The following is an 18,392-nucleotide window of genomic DNA, read 5'->3' on the forward strand; positions in this document are numbered from 1 at the left end:
CAAGGGGAGAAGGAAAGGCGCTTCCTACCCCTGCGACACCACCACTCGATTGCCCCGATCGCGCCGGCGGTCTATGTAAAGCCGCATGAGCGACACGACTTCACGCCTGACTGGCTGGATGGACCTTGCCAACCCGACGCGCTTCGTTGGGCTCGCCGACAGGATCGTGCCATGGCTGGCGGCGATCGCCGCACTCGTCCTTGCCGTCGGCCTCTATATGAGCTTCGCGGCGCCCGAGGACTTCCAGCAAGGCATCACCGTGCGCATCATGTACATCCATGTGCCCTTCGCCTGGCTCGCCATGATGTGCTACACGCTGATGGCGATCTCAGCCCTTGGCACATTGGTCTGGCGGCACCCTCTGGCCGATGTCGCGCTGAAATCGGCGGCTCCCATCGGCGCTGTCTTCACGGCACTTGCGCTGATCACCGGTTCGATCTGGGGCAAGCCGATGTGGGGCACCTGGTGGGTGTGGGACGCGCGCCTGACCTCGGTCTTCGTGCTGTTCCTGATGTATCTCGGCATCATCGCGTTGACGCGTGCGCTCGACGACGCCAGCCGCGCCGCCTGGGCCGCCGCCATCATCACGCTGGTCGGCTTCATCAACATCCCGATCATCAAATTCTCGGTCGACTGGTGGAACACGCTGCACCAGCCGGCCTCGGTGTTCCGCCTCGGCGGCCCGACCATCGACCCAAGCCTGCTTTGGCCGCTGCTGGTCATGGCTGTCGGCTTCACCGTGCTGTTCTTCGCCCTGCACCTGATGGCGATGCGCACCGAAATCCGCCGCCGCCGGGTGATTGCCATGCGGCGGGTGGCCGCCCGGCAGGCGGAGCGGCAGCCCGCTTAGGCCATCAGCCCCCGCGCTGCCACCGGCAGGGTCTCCAGCACCTTGTCACCGTCGATCAGATTGACCTCGTTGAACAGATTGGTGACGACGCAGCAATGATCGGGCACCACGCGCACGCGTTCGCCGATGCGCAACTTCGCGTCGCTGGAAAGCGTGACAGTGCCATGTTCTTCGCTGAGCCCGGTGACCCTTGCGTCGGGGGCGCCGAGCAACTCGCCAAAATCTTTGAGCCCGAGCGTGTCGCTCGACAGCGCCTTGCTGCCACTGTCGAGAATGGCGCGCGTTGCCGTTGGATGGCTGACGACGGTGGCGAGCACCGTCAGCGCGCAATCGTCGAGGGTGCCGACGCCTTTGGCGACCTGATAGCGGTCGAGGTAGATGTAGGTGCCTGGGCGATATTCGGTGACGACGCTATCCTCGCCGGAGCGCCACATGTCAGGCGTGCCGCCGCTGGAGATGCGATCGCAAGCGAGACCCGATGCCGCCAGCGCCTGCTTGGCATCCGCAAGCCAGGCTTCGGCTTCGGCCGCGCGGCCGGCCGCCGGATAGGTCATCAGTCCGCCGAAGGCGAGGCCACCGGCCTTGTCGATCAGCCTTGCCAGCGCAAGCGCCTCACCGGCCGTCTGCACACCGCAGCGGCCCATGCCGGTATCGCATTCGACCAGCACCGACAGGGGATGGCCAGCATCAGCGAAAGTGGCGGCCAGTCCTTCCAGCGTCTCCGTGCTGTCCGCCGTCACCGACAGGGTCACGCGGCTGTGCAGCGCCTTCAGCCGTTCCAGCTTGGCGCGGCCGAGAATGTTGTAGGGCAGAAAAATGTCGGACAGGCCGGCGTCGGCCATCACCTCGGCCTCGCCGATCTTCTGGCAGGTGATGCCGACGGCGCCGGCCGCCACCTGCTTCTTCGCCCAATAGGGCAATTTGTGCGTCTTGATGTGCGGCCTGAGTTTCAGCCCGTGCCTGTCGGCATGCGTCTGTGCACGGGCAATGTTGGCTTCGGCGCGCGCGGCGTCGATCAGGATCGACGGCGTATCGAGGTCGTGGACGGTCGGCATCTTCTAATCCTGTGAGAATTCGCAGGGTTTATGAGCCTGAACGTGCTGGATGTCACGCAGCCAGCGTCCCAGACCGCTGGGCCATCCGCGTGTTGCGCAAGGCATGGGAATGGCGAGATGGATCGACACCGCAGCGGCGTTCGGCTATGCGATTTCTCGAAAAATCCACACGAAGGGTCACGATCATGAAACGCTCCGCCATCAACGACATCATCCGCGAAGCCGACGCTTTCATCCGCTCGTTCGGCTACATCATGCCGCCCTTCGCCTATTGGTCGCCCGAGGAGATGAAAGCGCGCCAGGTCGATTCGTCGGCCATCTTCACCTCGCGGCTCGGCTGGGACATCACCGATTACGGCCAGGAAAAATTCAACGAGCTCGGCCTCTTCCTCTTCACCGTGCGTAACGGCCGCTACGAGGACATGAAGAAGGGCATGGGCATGCTCTATGCCGAGAAGATCATGATCTCGCGCAAGGACCAGCTGTCGCCGATGCACCGTCACAACATCAAGGCCGAGGACATCATCAACCGTGGCGGCGGCAAGCTGGTGCTGGAACTGTTCATGCACGACCGCGATGGCGGCATCGATCCGAAGGCCGAGGTGTCTGTGCCGGTCGACGGGACCATCCACAGGCTGCCGGCGGGCGGCCTGCTGAAGCTCGACCCCGGCCAGAGCGTCACACTGCTGCCTGGCGTCTGGCATGCGTTCTGGGCCGAGGGCAAGGATGTGCTGATCGGCGAGGTGTCGACCGTCAACGACGATCTCACCGACAACGTCTTCCGCGAGCCGATCGGCCGCTTCTCCAACATCGACGAAGATGTCGCCCCGGTGCACCTGCTGGTGGCCGACTATGAGAAGTGGCTGGGGTAGGCAGGCCAAACTCGGCTTGGCCCCACACTACCGCGCGTGTTTGTCCGCCTTGCGGTTGCCGAGCAGCAGCTTGCGCTCGAGATGTGCCCTTAGATCACCGTAGTAGGCGGTCAAGAAGGCCTTCGAATCGATCGGTTCGACCACCGCGCCGATCTTGCGGCCGATCGTTTCCGCCACGGCCTTCATCGCGGAATAGTCGTCGCGGCGCAGCACTTCCTCCAGCTTCTGCAACTCGGCGATGCCATAGGCGTCGAGCTGCGCGGGGCTGAAATGGAAGTGCTTGGCGAACGGATCCTTTCGCTGCGAGAGGTCCTCGACCAGCTTGAATTTCGGCGTCTCCACCACCCAGGTTCCGGCAAGCAGGTCGCCAATGCGCAGCCTGTCGCGGTTGAACAGCAGAAACAGCGAAAACAGCAGCGCCCACACCAGGCCGAAAACCGTCGACAGCGTGTCGGCGACGCCGGCGCCGCCACGCGCGGCGACGATCGACAGCGGCAAAAAAACCTCGATCTCGCGCATCAGGTTGCGCGCGATGACCTGGTCGAGGGTGAGACCCGCGCCGCTGCGTGACGCGACCCGCACGCCCACGATCCGCTTGCCGGGCGTCGCGGCCCGCCGCCCCGCCTCGAAGGCGATGAAATAGACATTGCGCAGCAGGAAGATGAAGATGATCCAGACGATGAAGAGCGGCTCCGCCTCCTTCACGCCAAGGCCGCCGAGGCCGAAGATGACGACGAGGGTGACAGCAATAGCGGCAGCGACGATGATCACCACATCGAGCAGGAAGGCCGAAGCCCGCGTACCGGCGTCCGCCAGCTTGACCCTGAGGTCGACACCTTCCGGCGTGATCAGCGGCCTTATCAGTGCGGCAGGGTTCCTAGCCGTCGCCATGCCGCACCATCCGGAACAGGTAGAAATAGGCGATCCACAACGCCAGCATGCCTCCGCCAATGGCGTAGCGCGTCGCATCGCTGGTGATCGTCTGCCGGCCGATGCCTTCGAGCAGGCCGGCAAACAGAAGCATAACCATCACGCCGACCATGGCGGTCGCCGCCACCCGCCCGGCCTGGGCCGCGGCCGCCATTCGGGTCAGTTCGCCGGGGAAGGCGATGCGCGTGCCGATGCGCATGCCGGCCGCGCCCGCCAGCGCAATGGCGAACAGTTCCGTCGTGCCGTGGATCGACAGCCAACCGCCGAGCTCCAAGCCCAGCCCCTTGGTCGCATAGACCTGGAACAGGGCGCCCAGCATGCATCCGTTCATCAGGATGATCAGCACACTCGGCACCGCGAAGGCGAAGCCCAGAGCAAAGGCCAGGATCGCCACCTGTGTGTTGTGGGTAAAGAGATAGGCGGCGAAGCCGGACAGGAAATGGCTGCTGCCGCCATCGTAGAGCACGCTGCGCAGCACTTCGGCCGACGAATCCGGATTGCGCCCGCCAGCAAGGCTGGGGGCGATGATGGCGTCGTACCAGCGCTTGTCGGACGCCACCAGCCAGTAGCCGGCGATGGCGCCGACGACAGTCAGCACGACCGACACAGAGGTCTCGCGCCAGAGATCGCGGATCGCCGCAGGCCAGTCACGCAGGAAGAAATCGCCGACGCGCTGCCCTAAGCCTCGACGCGCGCCATAGAGGTAGAAGTAGCCGCGCAGGCTGAGCGCTTCCAGATAGGCGATCAGCGCGCTGTCGAGCGACGTCGCGCGGGCGACCGAGAGCGAGGACAACGCCGAACGGTAGAGTAGGGGCAGTGACAGCAACTCGTCTTCCGAAAGCGTGCGGGGCGCGCGTTTTTCGACACGCGAAAGCAGCGCCTCGAACGCCTTCCAGTCGGCCTCGCGCTCCTGGCGGAAGCTTGCCAGCGACTGGCGCACGGCATCGGTGCCGGCGGGCAGTGTCATAGGAGGTTCTCCTCCTTGAGCTGGATGTAACGCTCGACCAGTGCGGGACCGAGCCGCTGATGGTCGGCCTCGATCACATGCGCGCCAAGCAGCCGCAGCCGCCCGATCACCACTTGCCGCTCCCGCAGCAGGCCGCCCGCTGTGACCGCGCGGGCCACATCCTCGGGTTTCGTCGGCTGCATGTCGGCCAGCGTCTCCAGTTCGACATCCTTCATCAGCATGAACAGCACCAGATGCCGCTCGGTCAGCCGGCCGACGGTGCGCAGCATCAGCTCAGCGCTGATCGGGTCGACGAAATCGGTGAAGACGATGACCAGCGAGCGCCTGTCGAGCTTGGCCGCCAATGTCGTCAGCGCCAGGGTGAAATTGGTCTCCGCGCTGGAATAGTCGATCTCGGCCGCGCGCTTCTGGATCATCGTGAAACTCGGCGAGCCGCGCACCCCGCCGCTCGAGACGCGAGGCGTGGCATCGAAGGAGAACACGCTGACGAGGTCGCCGCCCTTGAGCGCAATGAAGGCCGACAGAAGTGCTGCCGTTACCGCCCGGTCGACTTTCGGCACGCCGTCGACCGGCTCGCACATCAGCCGGCCGCTGTCGATCGCCAGCACGATGTTGTTGTTCTCCTCGACCCTGAACTCGCGCGCCAGAAGCTTGCCGTGGCGGGCGCTGCGCTTCCAGTCGATCATCCGCCGGCCCATGCCTGGCTGATAGTCCTTCAGCGCCTCGAACTCGCGGCCCTGGCCGGCCCGCCTCTGCGCGTGGCCGTCGGCGAGCGCGGAGCGCTGCAGCAAGGTGATGGCCTCGTCGCGTGCGCTGCTGACGTCGGGCAGCACCGCCACCTTGCGGTCCATCGGCAGGACGACTTGGTTCCAGGTCAGCCCGAACGGGCCGTTCCAGCGCAGCCAGACCCGGTCGAAACTGGCAATGCCGCGCCGGCGCGCCGTGAATTCGAGGTCGAGCGTGCCGCCGTTCGCCGGCAACGAACCACCTGTGCGGCCGACCGGCTCCACGCGCTGGTCGTGGCCGACACGCGCTTGCAGCATGCGCGCCCGCTGGCCAAGGCTGGCCGCGACATGCACGGTAAAGCGCCCGCCGACGCCGACCAGCGGCGGTGCCGAGAGACTGGCGCTGAGCGAGGCGCGCCCACGCCCGGCCGCCGCGTCGACCGCGAGAAATGCCAGCAGCGCGCAGATCCACAGCAGGCCCAGATACCAGACATGCGGCAGCGCAAGCGCGATCAGGAAGGCGGGGATCGCCCCGGCCGCCGCTGCCCACACCGCTCTGCCGGTCGGGTAGATCAACGCGGCGCCTCCGTCTGGTCGACGAGATCGGAAACGATCTGCTCGACCAGCCGCCCGTCGATCTGCGCCGCCGGCGACAGGATGACGCGGTGGCGCAGCGCCGGTATGGCAAGCGCCTTGACGTCGTCGGGAATGACATAGGCACGGCCGTCGAGCGCCGCCCTGGCGCGTGCCGCCCGCGCCAGCATGGCGCCCGCCCGCGGGCTGGCGCCGACCTCGAGGTCCGGGCTTTGGCGCGTGCGGCGCACCAGGGCCGCGATATAGCCGACGACATCGTCGACCAGCGTCACCTCACCAACCGAGGCAAGTGCTGCTTCCAGCGTCTTGCGGTCCGTCTGCGCCTTGATGCCGTATTGCGCGATATCGTGCGAGGCGGTGCCGCCGCCATGATGGACGATGATGGCCTGTTCCTCCTTGAGATCGGGATAGCTCACCCGGTGCTTGAACAGGAAGCGGTCGAGTTGCGCCTCGGGCAGGGGGTAGACACCCTGGTGCTCGATCGGGTTCTGCGTCGCCACCACCATGAAGTTCGGGCTGAGTGCGTGCGTGGTGCCGTCAAAAGTGACGGCGTGTTCCTGCATGGCTTCCAGCAGGGCGGCCTGCGTCTTCGGCGGCGTTCGGTTGATCTCGTCCGCAAGCAAGAGGTCGCAGAAGATCGGCCCGCGCGTCAGCGTGAACTGCCCGCTCTGGAAATTGTAGATGTTGGAGCCGACGATATCGCCAGGCATCAGGTCGGGAGTGAACTGGATACGGCCATAGGCGACACCAAGCGCTTGCGCGAAGCATCGCGCGGTCATGGTCTTGGCGGTTCCTGGCGGGCCTTCGAGCAATATGTGGCCGCCGGCGAACAATGCCGTCAGCATCAGATCGACCGTGTCCCGCTGCCCGGTGATCGCTTTGCTCACTTCTTCCCTGATCGCGGTCGCCAGGGCCTTCACATCATCGACGTTCACCGAGCCTCCTTGTCGTCCAGTCATGCAGCTCCTGCGCTGCTTCATGCATTTGCGCTGGGGTCCTGGCTTCACTCACGGCCTTGAATCGACGGCTGAAGCCCTGCGGTTCGCCGCGGTCGCGGGAATCGAGCCAGCGGTCGAGTGCGTCGCCCGCCAAACCTTGCGGCGCGCCGAGCAGTGCGCCGGCACGCGCACGCACAAGGGTCGCATAACGGTCGCCGAGCTCCCCGATCCGCCCGGCGCGCTTCAAGAGCATCGCCGTGGTATCGACCAGCGTCCGTTTGCCGAAGGCAATCGCCCGGGCCTCGGTGCGCGGCGGTCCGAACCGGCCCAGCCCATGCAGGAAGGCAAGCGCCGCCGCCGCCAGCACCGACAGGGTCAGCGCCAGGAAGGGCGGCTCGATCAAAAGCTTGGCAAGGTCGTATTTCTGCCCGACGCCATGCAGCGTCAGGTCGAACATCACCGCGCCCTTGCCGGGCTCCAGCATGGCGATCATGTCGAGTGCCGCCGCCGCCTTTTGCGGATCCTTCAGCGCTGCGTTGTTGATCAGATCCGGGTCGGTCAGGATGTAGAACGGCTCGTCGTCGAGCTCGGTGAGAACGGCCTTGCCGTTGCCTGCCGCGATCAGGGGGTGGTCGTCGGCCACCCATTGCAGGTCTTCTGGCGTGGCGACCATGCGGCCTGCGACGCCGATCTGCCCGACCGAGCTCTTGCCTTCGCCAAGCTTGGCCTTGGCGATGCGGCCGAGCCAGTCGTTGACGACCGTGTCGGGCAGCCGTTCGATCTTCGTCTCCCAGCCTTCATGGTCCTGCATGGGAAAGGTGAACCATTTGGGCAACACGAACAGCGTGGGCTTGCCCGAGCGAAGCTCGATGATTCTGGCCAGTGCGGCCGGATCGCTGTTTGGCGCGATGGTGACGATCAGCAGGAATTCGGACGCCAGGCCTGAGCTCAAAGCCTCCTCGCTGCGCGCCATGGGTGGCGACTGGCCATTGGCGAGTTTCAGCCATTCGACGAGCCCGGCATAGCCGGAGCCGCCCTTGGAGAGCGGCGTGCCGCCGCCTTCGGGCTGACGAAAATCCGGCGCGTAGGTCGACAGCAGGAAAAATCCCGCCGCCGCCAGCAGGCTGGCAAAAATGCCCCAGAACAGGGTTTTTCGGCTGAACGGCTCCTGCGCGGCCTCGACCGTAGGTGCGCTCATGTCCAGGCATCCCGGAAGGCGAAGCGCTCGTAGGCGCCGCGCGCCTGCTGCCAGCCCTCGGGACCGACCGGCCGGCGGGCAAACAGCGCGGCCTCGACGATGCGCGCGATCTCGCTGAAGGCGCTGCGTGCCCGCGCCGGAAGCGATGTGGCGCTGGCGATGTCGCGCGAGGTGAGCGACGGGCGCAGGAAGTCGGGCAGCCGACCGGCAATGTCGGCGACGCTGCGGCGAAGCAGAAGATGCACCGCCTCGTCATAGTCGCCGCGCGCGGCGAGCGCGTCGGCTTCGGACAGCAGGATCTGCGCGGCGCCGGCATCCGGGCGCCATGCCTCTTGCGCCTCTGCCTGCTTGCGGGCGCGCCGCCACGGCAGGCGCCAGGCGACGCCCTTGGCTTCGAGGGCAACGAGAACCGCGATGACCGCGACGCCGATGATCACAGCGCCCCAGAACAGGTAGATCATGTAGGGGCCGATCTTCGCCAATACGTCCAGAAAAGGCCGCAGCCATTCCGGCGGCTCGGGCTGCACCAGCGCCGGCAGGTCAAACTGGATGGAATCGTCCGCAAGCAACTGCTTGTGTATCTTTGCCAACCATTCGGCGTCTTGCGGCTGTCCGACTGTCACCCGCTCGCCCCTCTGCCTCTGCGGTTCCGCGCCGACACTGGCAACACGCCTGGACAATTGCAAGTCCACTGGACGAAGCCTTTTAATCTTGGCAGATTTACTTTCGAGGCCGGCCGTTTGGGTGTGGCGGCGGCGCGGGGGAAGCACCATGACCACTGCGACACTGGGACAACCCGGCCGGTTCGAGATCGGCAGGGTGTTCAACAACACCTTTGCCGTCATCGCCCGCAACATCGGGCTTTGCCTTGGCCTTGCCGCGCTGTTCGCCGGCGTGCCGACGCTGCTTGTCCGGTTGTGGACCCAGCCGCAGGTCGATGCGATGCTGCATGGCGATCCGGCCGCGATGGCGGATCCTCATGCGATGTTTCGCAATTCCTACCTCAGCCTTGTCGCCGGGCTGGTTTCCTTCGTTTTCACAATGCTGCTTCAGTCGTCACTGGTGAGGGCGACCATCGAGGACCTGAACGGCAGGCGGCCGTCCTTCGCCGACTGCATCCAGATTGCGATCCGCTTCCTACTGCCGACGCTGGCGATTGGCTTGCTCGTCGTCCTTGGCGCCGGCCTTGCCATGCTGGCACTGATCGTGCCCGGCATCATCCTGTGGCTCGGATGGTCGATGTCGGTGCCGGTCCTGATCCAGGAGCGGCGGGGCGTGATCGGCTCGATGTCGCGCAGCCGTGCCCTGACCAAGGGCAACCGCTGGTCGCTGTTTGGCCTGTTTCTCATTCTGATGATCATCGCAATGGTCATCCAGTGGGGAATATTGCTGATTTTCTTCCTGTTTGGCGGGGTTCTGGCGCAGCTTGGCGCCGCACTGGTGCAGACCGTGGTTTCCATGGTGCTGTCGATCGCCGCCGCGGTCAGCTATGTCGAGCTGCGCCAGGTCAAGGAAGGCGCAAGCATCGACGAACTGGCGCAGATATTCTCATAGCGGACGGCACAATTCGCATGAGGGCGGCAGCCCGTATTCAATGACAGCAGCAAGGATCTGATTGCACAGTCGTCGGGCACAGCATGATGAACCGGATCAGCGGCGACGAGGCTTGAGGGTTTGAGGGTAAGTCTTCCCAGTCCGACGCCAATTCGCGGCAGCTTCATCAAAATGGATGGCGACTTTCGCCCGCGCCCGTGGTGGCATCCAGCCCAGGTGGAGAGCGGGACCCGGAGCAACAGGTGGTTCCATCCTTCCGGTGAGTGGGCCTACTCCCATTGAGCGGTCCTCTTTATTGGCTCCGACCGAGGAGAGTCGATATGCAAGACCCCGCCGAGCGGAACAAAAGACCGCCTCGTGCTCAACCAGCCGAGGATGAGCGCCTGGCGCGGCTCGAGAAAACAGCCAGGCTCAAGCGGCTTCGGTCTTACGCATCCTGGCTTGCGCCTGACGCATGCGCCCAATTTCATGATGAGATCGACTGCTCCGCGCTCATTGAGGAAAGCCGCTCGTTGAGCCTGGTCTGATCGGCTGATGCCGCTCGGGCTTCCATCTCCTGAAGGTCGGGTTCGGACAGAGAAACATCCTCAGATCGGAATCTCAATGACAGCAGCCGTGCTGCACGCTCGTCCGGCACAGGCATGACGAGCTGATCGCCACATCCGTTTTGGCCACCGCCACAGCGAGCTTGGCCTGCAGCCCCGGCAGCTCTTCGCGCTCGCCGCGCCGCCACAAGCATTCCACCAGCCCGTGCAGCGCCCAGACATTGTCCGGGTGCTGGGCGCAACGCTGCACCTTGCCGCTGAGACCCAGATCGTCGCGATAGACCTGCTCGGCCTCCTGCGCGTGGCCCTGGTCGAGAAGCAGCGCAGCCAACGCGTGGCGCGGCGGGTGCATCCACGCCCATGGCTCGGTGTAGGAGAGGTTGTCGTCAAGTTCGACCGCTTGCCGTAAATGGCCGTAGGCCTCGTCGTGTCGGCCCTGGTGGTAGGCAAGCTCGCCGTCGAGCAAAGCGGCACCGACAGCGAGCGATGCCCGGGTCGGGTTGCTGAGAAAACGCCGCTCGGCTGGAATGGTCTCCACATGCCGGTGGAACCGGTCACGCTCGCGCTCGGCCTCGGCGAATTGCCTGAGCGTCGCATGCGCGACGCCCTTGGCGTAGTGCTGCATGGCCGCCGCCAGCACATAGAGGCCGGGTTCTTCCACCGCTGGCTCGTCGATGATCTCCCGCCAGCGGCCGAAGCGCACCAGCACATGCGATTTCATCGCATGATAGCCTTCGACGGTTTGCGTCAGCTTGGGCCGGTCCTGGATGGCGACAACTTCACGCGTCACAAGGCTGCGCACCTTGTCGGCGGCCCACAGCGCCGGCCGGTACTGGCCAAGGAACATGCAGGTGAACATCATCAGATGCAGATCGTGGCAGCAGCCGAGCAAATAATAGGTCGGCTCGTCGRCATAGGCGAGATAGAGGTCGTTGGCGCGGACCGCCTTTTCGCTGGCGATCTTCGCCTTCTCATACTCGCCGCACAGCACATGGATGTGCCCGGGCATATGGTTCATATGCCCGGCATCTGGGCACGTTTCGCCAAGCAGATCCGCTGAGCGCATGCCGCGTTCCGGTATGGTGGACATTTCCAGGAGGTGGATGTGCAGGTGCAGGATTGCCGGGTGCTGCGCGGCACCGGCCTCGTCGGCGAGCCGGATCGACCGCTCGCAGACATCCAGGGCTTCAAGCACGTCCGAATTCGGCGCCGGTTCACCGGTCTTGAGGTTCCACAGCCGCCGCACCGTGCGCATCATCAGCGCCTCGACCAGCAGCGCCATCACATCATGGTCGTCGGGAAAATCCTGGTACACCCGCCGCATCGCGGCGGCATAGGCATCGTCCCACCGCTCGAATTCCTGTGGGCTCACTCTGTGCGGCTTCTGAAAGCGAGAGGCCAACGCCTCGATCAACCGCCGTTCGACCTCGCTGGCGCCGGCCGCGTTGGCGCGAGCCAGCTGGACATGCTCGTAGCAGAGCTTCGTCGCGCTGTCGGCTTCGGCCTCGCCATGCTCTTTCCAGGTCAGGTTGTAGAAAGGCCCCGCGGCATAGGCGATGCCCCAATGCACGAAAGCGCAGCCGGGATCCGTCTCCAGCGCCCTCTCGAAACACTTGATGCCTTCTTCGTGGTTGAAGCCGTAGCACCAGTTGAGCCCGATATCGAACCAGCGTTGGGTCTCGGTGGAGCCGGTGGAGATCGGGCGGCGATAGGTGCCGAGGTTGAAGCGGTCCATATGTTCTCATTCAACGTCTGGGCGGCTCGGGCCAGAGTTCCTTCACCCTCAATGTGTGCCGAAATCTCCAGGCATGGCAAATGCCATACGTACCGTTGCTGTTTGAGAGCTGGCGTCCCTGAGAAGAAAGCCGCCCGGCCTATGTCAGCGCGGGCGGCTTTTGAAAATGGAGGTCTGAATGGGAATTGAACCCATTACGTCGGTTTTGCAGACCGATGCGTCACCGTCCCGCCCTCAGACCATGCTGGTCTTATGGCCAGCCCATCAACTGGCGTCAACCTTGCTGTAAGCGGGCTCGGCGCGGTTCGGTTGACGACAACGGGGACTGTCGGTGGCGCGCCGCCGTTAATCGGTCTCTTCGTGCCGCGCTTCGTCTTGCCAGCCGGCCAGTTCCGGCAGGTCGTCAAGCCAACTTTTCTCGCTCATCAAAGTATCGCCGGCATGCGGTGCCGCATCCGTGGCGTTTTGAATGAGCCAGTCCACCCATTTCCGATAGGCAGCCGGATCCAACTGGGGAGGCAGCACCTTGGCCTTGGCGAGCATGCGTTTGCGGAAGCTGGTTTGCCTGCGCAGTTTGGTGGTCGTGAACTTGATGACCTTGCCTTGGTAGTCAACCGTCCAGCGGTCGCCCCCAAGACTGACGAGGCCGTCGATGGCGAAATCGGCATCGACTGGCCTATCGCGCCAAGGAAGCTCGATGGCGTTCTTCCTCAGATCGATGGCCCATCGCCTGTAGTGGGGTCCAGCACGCTGGGGCGGCAGCACACCGGCCTGTTCGAGCATCTTCCTTCGGAAGGTAGGCTGCTTCTTGAGCTGGCCGGTTGTGAACTCGATGCGATGCCCTCGAAGCTCGACATGCCAGCGGATCCTTCCGTTGCCGACATACTTCACCAGCCTGTCGACGACGAATTCGCCATCGGCAAGCGCCACGCAGCCTTGGCTGATGCTTTCGAGAATGAATTCGGAGTCAGTGACCATTACGCAGCCTTGTGGAGTAAACCTCTACGGAACTTAGCCATTGGAACGCGCCAGCCACCAATCTTTTTTGCCCTGCAAATCTCACCTGCTTCGGCCGCCATTCCATCCTGACATGAATGTGCAAACCGTCGTGTTACGGTCTGATGGTGTCATGTCATCGATCCGATAGCCATCGAAGCAATGGGAGAGTTCGCCACGTCCAGGATCAATCGCCGCGCCTTGCTTTTCCACTCCGGCAGCGCTGTCGTCGCTTCGACGGCTGCGGCAACCGCACTCGGCACGGAGCCGCCGGGCCGAGACCAGGAGCCGTCCGGTAGACTGCGAGAGCTGATTGAGGCGCATAAGAATGCATATGCGGCGTTCAGCAAGGCGCTGCACGATATAGGCAGCGACTCCGGCGGAGCCAGCCGGGAGGAGGAGAGGGCGCTGCTCGCAATCTGCGGCTATGCCGCGGTCGAGGAAGGCGATCGCCTGGCCAAGGCCCGATATCTCCTGGAGATAGAAGCGCGCGGCGAACTCGACCTCCCGGAGCATATGCAGGCTGTTCTGCGATCGACGATGTGGACGGGATGAGGCGACCGGCAACCACCACGGTGTCCGGCAAGTGAGGTTCGCTAAATCCTTCCGTCGAAAGGATTTCTCTTCCGCTTGCCGCCGGCGGGCGACGCTACAGCCAGATTCATGTCTCGTCGGAGTTTCGCCGCCCGACGCGAACCTTTCAGCCAGCAGTTTGCAGCCTGCACTACGCCGGTTTGGCGTATTGCTCGGCGCTCATGACCTCGATGCAGACAAAACGGTCGTTGCCTTCCACCCAGGCGTCGTGGCCGGGCGGGATCGTATAGGACGTACCCTTCGTGAAGGTCTTCTGGGTTCCGTCATTCATCTTGATGGTGATGGTTCCGGAAACGACGTAGCCGACATGCGATACCTGACAGCTATCCGTCTTGACGACCGGCTTCACGCATTCGGACCATTTCCAGCCCGGCTCCATGTTGAGCCGCCCGAGCGTATAGCCTGGAAGCCGCACCACCTCGACGCGCGTCTTGGCGGGCGAGCGAACCTCATCCGGGTTGTCGTGAGATTTGGATTCAAGTTTGGTGACATTCATTCCACCATCGGCCATGGCATCCTCCCATACGCGACGCGGAGCCCGATGCTGTCACCTTTTCATTATATTAGCAATTGCTTTTATAAATGCGAAGGTCGGCTACAGCCAGCGCTCACCACTTGGTCGGGTGACCTGGAATGGCCCGCATCAAGACACAAAGTTCTGCGTAACCGGCTGATTCAAATGATGAATGGAAAGTGGCTGGGGAACCTGGATTCGAACCAGGACTAACGGAGTCAGAGTCCCTCCATCTTGCGGCATGACCGGGGCAGGGTTGTGACAAAAAGCTGAATAAAAACAAATCGTTGCGCGGCGACGATGTTTCCCCGTGTTCGCTTTCATGTCGCGTCGTGTTGCTAACGACTACCATTGATTTACAAGGGTCTCCAGCGACTGTCGGCAGGTCCGCGCGACATGGACGCGACATAGGAGGGGATATTTATGCGCCGCGCAATTTTAGGCATCGCTGTAACTGCTTTGGCGGGCTGCTCGTACAGCGAGCCTCGATATGAGGTTTCGCAGGGCTCCATCGCGACGTACATGAATCCCGGCCAGTCGCAGCCGACAACCGTCTTGCTTGATCGGCAAACTGCCCAGGCTTGGTATTTGGTCCGGGACGCCACAGGCGGGGTTACTTGGCTAGCGCTCGGCGAGCCGATGATGCTGAAAAAATAAGCCCGCCACCGTGAGGCAGCGGGCCAAACTCTCAAGGTCTGGAGTTTGATCAGGCGGCGGCTTTGCGTTCGCTCATCACCTTGTGGTGGCCGGCCGATGCAGTCTCCACCAATCGCTCGGTCAGATCGCGAGCTATCCACAGAAGATTCTGCACCTTGGAGTCCGTAGTGGTGTCGCCAGCGATATCGGCAATGGTAGCGACCAACGTCGCCAAGTTCGAGATATCGCCCTCAAGGTCGTTGAGGTTGTCGCTCGGGCCTGTCATAGCGACACCAGCACTTCCTGCGACCTGTCAGTCTCCCACGTGACGGTTTCGCCATAGTCACCGGGGCACAGTTCCGCCTCGTCGCCTGCGTCCTGCTCGCCATCGAAGAAAGAGACATCACGCGCCGTGCCGAAATCTGCCAGGGCAAGATGCTGGTCGGTGGCGCTTGACCAGCCAAGAGACGGCTCGTTCTCGTCGCCGCTGTCCTCTCTGTCCGCGTCGTCCATTTCGCAATCATCGTTCAGCCCGCCAGCTTGCGGACCTCGATCCGTCCAGCCGATTGACGGCTCGTCGTCTGCCGTCTCCTCCAGATCGCAATCGGCCTCCATGAGATCTAGTGCGGTTATCAGGCTCATGGCGCGGTCCAGGAGGTCGTTCAGGCGCTTCTCGACAGACTGGCGCCATTCGCGCGGGTTCATTCCCCTGGGCATCCCGTAGGGCTGCAATACGCGGCGGGAAAATCTCCCGATGATTGGCATTACCTCGGCAGCGGGCATAGCTTCGCCGGCTGCCGGAACATGGGTGTTCGGCATTGTGGGATATCTCCCTTTGGTTGGTTGCTTACTCTCTCACATTCTCATACAATGTAGGCTACGGTCAACTACATTGTGAGAGGTTCGCATACATGGTCCGAGAAGCGCCGATTTCATTCCGCATAGAACAGACGCTGAAAAATGCCCTGGAACAGGCGGCGAAAGATGACATGCGCTCTATGTCATCGATGGTGGAGAAGATCCTAACGACCTACCTGCGCGACAAGGGCTATTTGCCGAAAGGAGCAGCGGAATGAGCAACGGATCAAACATCGCCGTCGCTATCAATGCGGCTCATGCCTCCGTCGAACGAGCGAAGCGGGAAGGCGTTGCACACGCAATCGAATGTGGCCGACTCTTGCAGCAGGCAAAAGCGACCGTGGCGCATGGTCAGTGGGATGCCTGGGTTTCGGAGCAGTGTTCATTCTCGATGCGAACTGCACAGCTTTATATGCGGGTCGCCGCGCATGTTGGCGACGATCCGGCAAAAGCGCAACGCGTTGCGGGTTTGAGCCTTCGGGAACTCGGCAAGTCGATTTCAGATGCTCGACCGACCAAAGTTCCTCTGTCAGATGGCGATCAGGCAGCGGTCCACGAGATGATGGCGATCTGGTATCGCGGCAAACCAGAATGGCGCGAACAATGGTTAGACCGCCTGCATCGCGAAGCCGAGAAGCAGGGCGTTTCGCCGAGTAAGGTCGTGTTTCCCTAGAACAGTCTCACTTGCCTCTAAGTTCGGGATGCACCCAATCTTTAGGAGGCTCGTATTGCCGTGGTCGTGGGACCGGCTTGCCAGAAATTCCGATCACGGGTTCGTGGAATATGCATCGCTCTATGTCATCTTCAGTAAGAACGAAATGCGTATCCGCGAACGTTTTGACCTTGGCGGGAACATCCTGCATGGGGGGAGAAACTCCAATCAGATATTTATGTGGGAACCAGTCTTTAGCGACCCGAGCCGTGGCGGCCTGATCTGAGTCGGCGCTTAAGATGTATGCGCAGTCAAAGATGCCGTCGTGGGCGTCGCGAACCAGCGACAGGGCTAAGTTTATATCTGACTGTTTTTCAGTTCGTTTGCCGCTCTCCGGGTCCACGACGTGATGGCCGGGGACGATTGTAACTCCCACACTTCGGAGAGCGGTGTTGTATGTCGTATGCCGCTGGCGAAGCTCCGGCGGACCTTCCGGAACGGCTGTGCAGAAAGCAACCTTGACCAGGTGCGTGCCGTGCCGCTCGCAAATAAGCGTGCTTAAGCTCCACAGATTTTGCCACTTAAAATGCTTCTTTTTAGTCTCGACGATACGATGATAGAGATTGAAGCCATCGATATAGACGGCACCACGGATTGGCCCAAATCGGTCTTGAAATCTTAACACAGATGCCCTAACTTCAACCCACGACGTCGGACTGCTCTCAGTTCGACAGACCCCCAAGCTTCGGTGAGGGGGTTTTTCTTTTTAGCCCAAAGTGACCAGACCGGGGTTGTTGCCGCCTGTCAACTGCCCTTGGCCTTGCCGTAGCCGGTCGGGCTGGTATCGGGCGTATAGATCAGGCCAACGTCGTTGCCGTTGCATTTCTTGCATCGAAGCTTCGGCCGAATGTCCCATTCCATTGCTGGCGCATCGGGGCCGAGGCGGTCGGAGCTTCACCAGGTCGAGCACATGCTTATGATGGCATGCCGGATTGTTGCAAAACGCCGTCACTTCCATCCTTGCGTCGATCAGTGATTGGAACGTCCAGCCCTTTGTCATTGTGGCGACCATAGCCGGGCACTAGTCAGTCAGCCAAGCCGGGCTCATGATGGACGATCGCATCCAAGATCGCCTCGTACACGCTGCCGGTGTCTTCCTCGATCTCGGTGCTGCTGATGCCTACTGCCTTGGCATCGGCGAAAAGCTTCTGGGTCAGTTCGGCGACCGAGATGACGTCTGCGCCAGCCGTTTTGGGGACGTTGTTTGAAATCCATTTGTACAAGAAATCCGTGCCCCGCGTGCTCATCCAAACCACCTGAACGTAAGGCTAACCATCGCCACCGCGACCATGATCGAAATCGGCACTGCGGCGAATAGCGCCGCTTCTAAAACTCGCGTTTCCTTGTCTCTGAACATTAGGCGTGCCTTATACATGCTTCGGGAATGCTAAGAAGCTGCGAACCCCCGATTCGGTTCCAAAGGAGATCCGGCAACGAGAACAAACAGGGGGATTTGGGAGGGCTTTTGCCCCATTCCGCTACTGCGCGATTGCGGCTAGTTGCAAATGGCCAGAACAAATTAAGACCGCTATCCAGTCGCTAACCGAATAGGCCGGCGCAGTACCCCAACCAACTGCGCCGGCCACACGGGAACTTACAGACCCGTTCTGAGCGCATTCTATAGGACATTAGCAGTCCCTCAAATGAGACTGAGGGCCCAATGTCGCTGGGCACAAAGACGCATGCCAGCGCTGTCTGGCAAGCCGGCTTTAATTAGCATGCGCTAAATTAGGTCCGGACAATTTTAACGGTTCGTTGACCGCGCTGTCCTAATTTGGAACAGCGCGGTCAAGCCCAACCGGACTGCGCAGGCGGCCCCGACAAACCCTAGCCCAAGCAGCCCGGTCGGGGTCGCCACCTACTTCCACAAGATACCAGCAATGGTTGAATCAACAGTTACCTAACGTGCTTTCCAGTGCGTTTTCTCAGCCGTGAGACTTTGTTGGAAGAGGGATTCACAGATTCGGGGTTTCGATCTAGAATCCGCCCATGGAAACGATCTTTGACGATCTCACCCTAGCCCTCACAACGCCCCGCACAGACGCTTGGCGCCCTCTTCGCCTCATTGCTCTGGACCTTGCCGGCAAGCTGCTCATGGGCCTTGCTATCGGCCTTGGCG

General features: G+C 62.4%; 20 protein-coding genes and 1 tRNA gene. 6 read left to right on the forward strand and 15 right to left on the reverse strand.

The genetic code is table 11. The annotated features are described in order from the left end of the window. Nucleotides 1-85: 85 nt before the first annotated feature. A complete protein-coding gene (locus AC1DPX_RS28550; RefSeq protein WP_477240812.1) occupies nucleotides 86-850 on the forward strand; it encodes a heme ABC transporter permease in 765 nt (254 codons plus the stop codon). Here AC1DPX_RS28550 and AC1DPX_RS28555 read toward each other — a convergent pair. Then, nucleotides 847-1,905 carry a D-TA family PLP-dependent enzyme gene (locus AC1DPX_RS28555; protein ID WP_477240814.1) on the reverse strand — a complete coding sequence of 353 codons (1,059 nt, stop codon included), beginning with the start codon at nucleotides 1,903-1,905 and terminating at the stop codon, nucleotides 847-849. The two genes, AC1DPX_RS28550 and AC1DPX_RS28555, sit on opposite strands and share 4 nt — an antisense overlap. 185 nt (nucleotides 1,906-2,090) lie before the next feature. On the opposite strand from AC1DPX_RS28555, the gene AC1DPX_RS28560 reads away from it, so the two are divergent. Further along, nucleotides 2,091-2,777: a D-lyxose/D-mannose family sugar isomerase gene (locus AC1DPX_RS28560; protein WP_044550185.1), complete on the forward strand. Its 687-nt coding sequence runs from the start codon at nucleotides 2,091-2,093 to the stop codon at nucleotides 2,775-2,777. 27 nt (nucleotides 2,778-2,804) lie between these two features. On the opposite strand, the gene AC1DPX_RS28565 is transcribed toward AC1DPX_RS28560, so the two are convergent. The 6 genes from AC1DPX_RS28565 to AC1DPX_RS28590 are packed head-to-tail and all read right to left on the reverse strand — an operon-like array spanning nucleotide 2,805 to nucleotide 8,752. Further along, entirely contained in the window at nucleotides 2,805-3,668 is an 864-nt protein-coding gene (locus AC1DPX_RS28565) for an RDD family protein (protein ID WP_477240816.1), read from the reverse strand. Then, nucleotides 3,655-4,674, reverse strand: coding sequence for a stage II sporulation protein M (locus AC1DPX_RS28570; protein WP_477240818.1), 1,020 nt, complete (start codon nucleotides 4,672-4,674; stop codon nucleotides 3,655-3,657). The genes AC1DPX_RS28565 and AC1DPX_RS28570 overlap by 14 nt, the downstream gene beginning before the upstream one ends. Then, complete coding sequence (locus AC1DPX_RS28575; RefSeq protein WP_477240820.1) at nucleotides 4,671-5,975, reverse strand: DUF58 domain-containing protein; 1,305 nt, start codon at nucleotides 5,973-5,975, stop codon at nucleotides 4,671-4,673. The genes AC1DPX_RS28570 and AC1DPX_RS28575 overlap by 4 nt, the downstream gene beginning before the upstream one ends. Then, on the reverse strand, nucleotides 5,972-6,928 hold the full coding sequence (locus tag AC1DPX_RS28580; protein ID WP_477240822.1) for an AAA family ATPase: 957 nt from the start codon (nucleotides 6,926-6,928) through the stop codon (nucleotides 5,972-5,974). Before AC1DPX_RS28580 ends, AC1DPX_RS28575 begins: the two co-directional genes overlap by 4 nt. After that, nucleotides 6,915-8,129 carry a DUF4350 domain-containing protein gene (locus tag AC1DPX_RS28585; RefSeq protein WP_477240824.1) on the reverse strand — a complete coding sequence of 405 codons (1,215 nt, stop codon included), beginning with the start codon at nucleotides 8,127-8,129 and terminating at the stop codon, nucleotides 6,915-6,917. Before AC1DPX_RS28585 ends, AC1DPX_RS28580 begins: the two co-directional genes overlap by 14 nt. After that, a complete protein-coding gene (locus tag AC1DPX_RS28590) occupies nucleotides 8,126-8,752 on the reverse strand; it encodes a DUF4129 domain-containing protein (protein ID WP_477240826.1) in 627 nt (208 codons plus the stop codon). The genes AC1DPX_RS28585 and AC1DPX_RS28590 overlap by 4 nt, the downstream gene beginning before the upstream one ends. Before the next feature lie 148 nt (nucleotides 8,753-8,900). Here AC1DPX_RS28590 and AC1DPX_RS28595 point away from each other — a divergent pair, with 148 nt between their 5' ends. Beyond that, on the forward strand, nucleotides 8,901-9,683 hold the full coding sequence (locus tag AC1DPX_RS28595) for a hypothetical protein (protein ID WP_202354819.1): 783 nt from the start codon (nucleotides 8,901-8,903) through the stop codon (nucleotides 9,681-9,683). Between the two features lie 600 nt (nucleotides 9,684-10,283). Here AC1DPX_RS28595 and AC1DPX_RS28600 read toward each other — a convergent pair. The 3 genes from AC1DPX_RS28600 to AC1DPX_RS28610 form a co-directional block, all read right to left on the reverse strand. Further along, nucleotides 10,284-11,963 carry a hypothetical protein gene (locus AC1DPX_RS28600; RefSeq protein WP_477240828.1) on the reverse strand — a complete coding sequence of 560 codons (1,680 nt, stop codon included), beginning with the start codon at nucleotides 11,961-11,963 and terminating at the stop codon, nucleotides 10,284-10,286. Between the two features lie 167 nt (nucleotides 11,964-12,130). Next, a tRNA-Cys gene (locus AC1DPX_RS28605) sits at nucleotides 12,131-12,204 on the reverse strand. 104 nt (nucleotides 12,205-12,308) lie between these two features. Then, nucleotides 12,309-12,941 (reverse strand): hypothetical protein, encoded by a 633-nt coding sequence (locus tag AC1DPX_RS28610; RefSeq protein ID WP_477240830.1) that lies wholly within the window; start codon nucleotides 12,939-12,941, stop codon nucleotides 12,309-12,311. Nucleotides 12,942-13,160: 219 nt separating this feature from the next. Here AC1DPX_RS28610 and AC1DPX_RS28615 point away from each other — a divergent pair, with 219 nt between their 5' ends. Next, the gene (locus AC1DPX_RS28615) at nucleotides 13,161-13,514 is read left to right on the forward strand and encodes a hypothetical protein (protein ID WP_477240832.1); all 354 of its coding nucleotides are present in this window, start codon (nucleotides 13,161-13,163) and stop codon (nucleotides 13,512-13,514) included. Nucleotides 13,515-13,683: 169 nt separating this feature from the next. Here AC1DPX_RS28615 and AC1DPX_RS28620 read toward each other — a convergent pair whose 3' ends face one another. The 3 genes from AC1DPX_RS28620 to AC1DPX_RS28630 all read right to left on the reverse strand — a co-directional run bounded on the left by AC1DPX_RS28620 (nucleotide 13,684) and on the right by AC1DPX_RS28630 (nucleotide 15,522). Next, entirely contained in the window at nucleotides 13,684-14,064 is a 381-nt protein-coding gene (locus AC1DPX_RS28620) for a cupin domain-containing protein (RefSeq protein WP_202354815.1), read from the reverse strand. Between the two features lie 709 nt (nucleotides 14,065-14,773). After that, nucleotides 14,774-14,989, reverse strand: a complete 216-nt coding sequence (locus tag AC1DPX_RS28625; RefSeq protein ID WP_477240834.1) for a hypothetical protein — start codon at nucleotides 14,987-14,989, stop codon at nucleotides 14,774-14,776. Next, nucleotides 14,986-15,522: a hypothetical protein gene (locus AC1DPX_RS28630; RefSeq protein WP_477240836.1), complete on the reverse strand. Its 537-nt coding sequence runs from the start codon at nucleotides 15,520-15,522 to the stop codon at nucleotides 14,986-14,988. The genes AC1DPX_RS28625 and AC1DPX_RS28630 overlap by 4 nt, the downstream gene beginning before the upstream one ends. 92 nt (nucleotides 15,523-15,614) lie before the next feature. Between AC1DPX_RS28630 and AC1DPX_RS28635 the strand changes: the two genes are divergently transcribed. Continuing rightward, nucleotides 15,615-15,779: a type II toxin-antitoxin system antitoxin gene (locus tag AC1DPX_RS28635; RefSeq protein ID WP_477240838.1), complete on the forward strand. Its 165-nt coding sequence runs from the start codon at nucleotides 15,615-15,617 to the stop codon at nucleotides 15,777-15,779. Further along, nucleotides 15,776-16,234 (forward strand): DUF3102 domain-containing protein, encoded by a 459-nt coding sequence (locus AC1DPX_RS28640; RefSeq protein ID WP_477240840.1) that lies wholly within the window; start codon nucleotides 15,776-15,778, stop codon nucleotides 16,232-16,234. Before AC1DPX_RS28635 ends, AC1DPX_RS28640 begins: the two co-directional genes overlap by 4 nt. Before the next feature lie 7 nt (nucleotides 16,235-16,241). On the opposite strand, the gene AC1DPX_RS28645 is transcribed toward AC1DPX_RS28640, so the two are convergent. Both AC1DPX_RS28645 and AC1DPX_RS28650 read right to left on the reverse strand, forming a co-directional pair. Continuing rightward, a complete protein-coding gene (locus tag AC1DPX_RS28645; protein ID WP_477240842.1) occupies nucleotides 16,242-16,898 on the reverse strand; it encodes an NYN domain-containing protein in 657 nt (218 codons plus the stop codon). A gap of 400 nt (nucleotides 16,899-17,298) precedes the next feature. Further along, entirely contained in the window at nucleotides 17,299-17,520 is a 222-nt protein-coding gene (locus AC1DPX_RS28650; protein ID WP_477240844.1) for a DUF768 domain-containing protein, read from the reverse strand. Nucleotides 17,521-18,392: the final 872 nt, after the last annotated feature.

It is taken from the genome of Mesorhizobium sp. 01N446, from assembly GCF_056399285.1.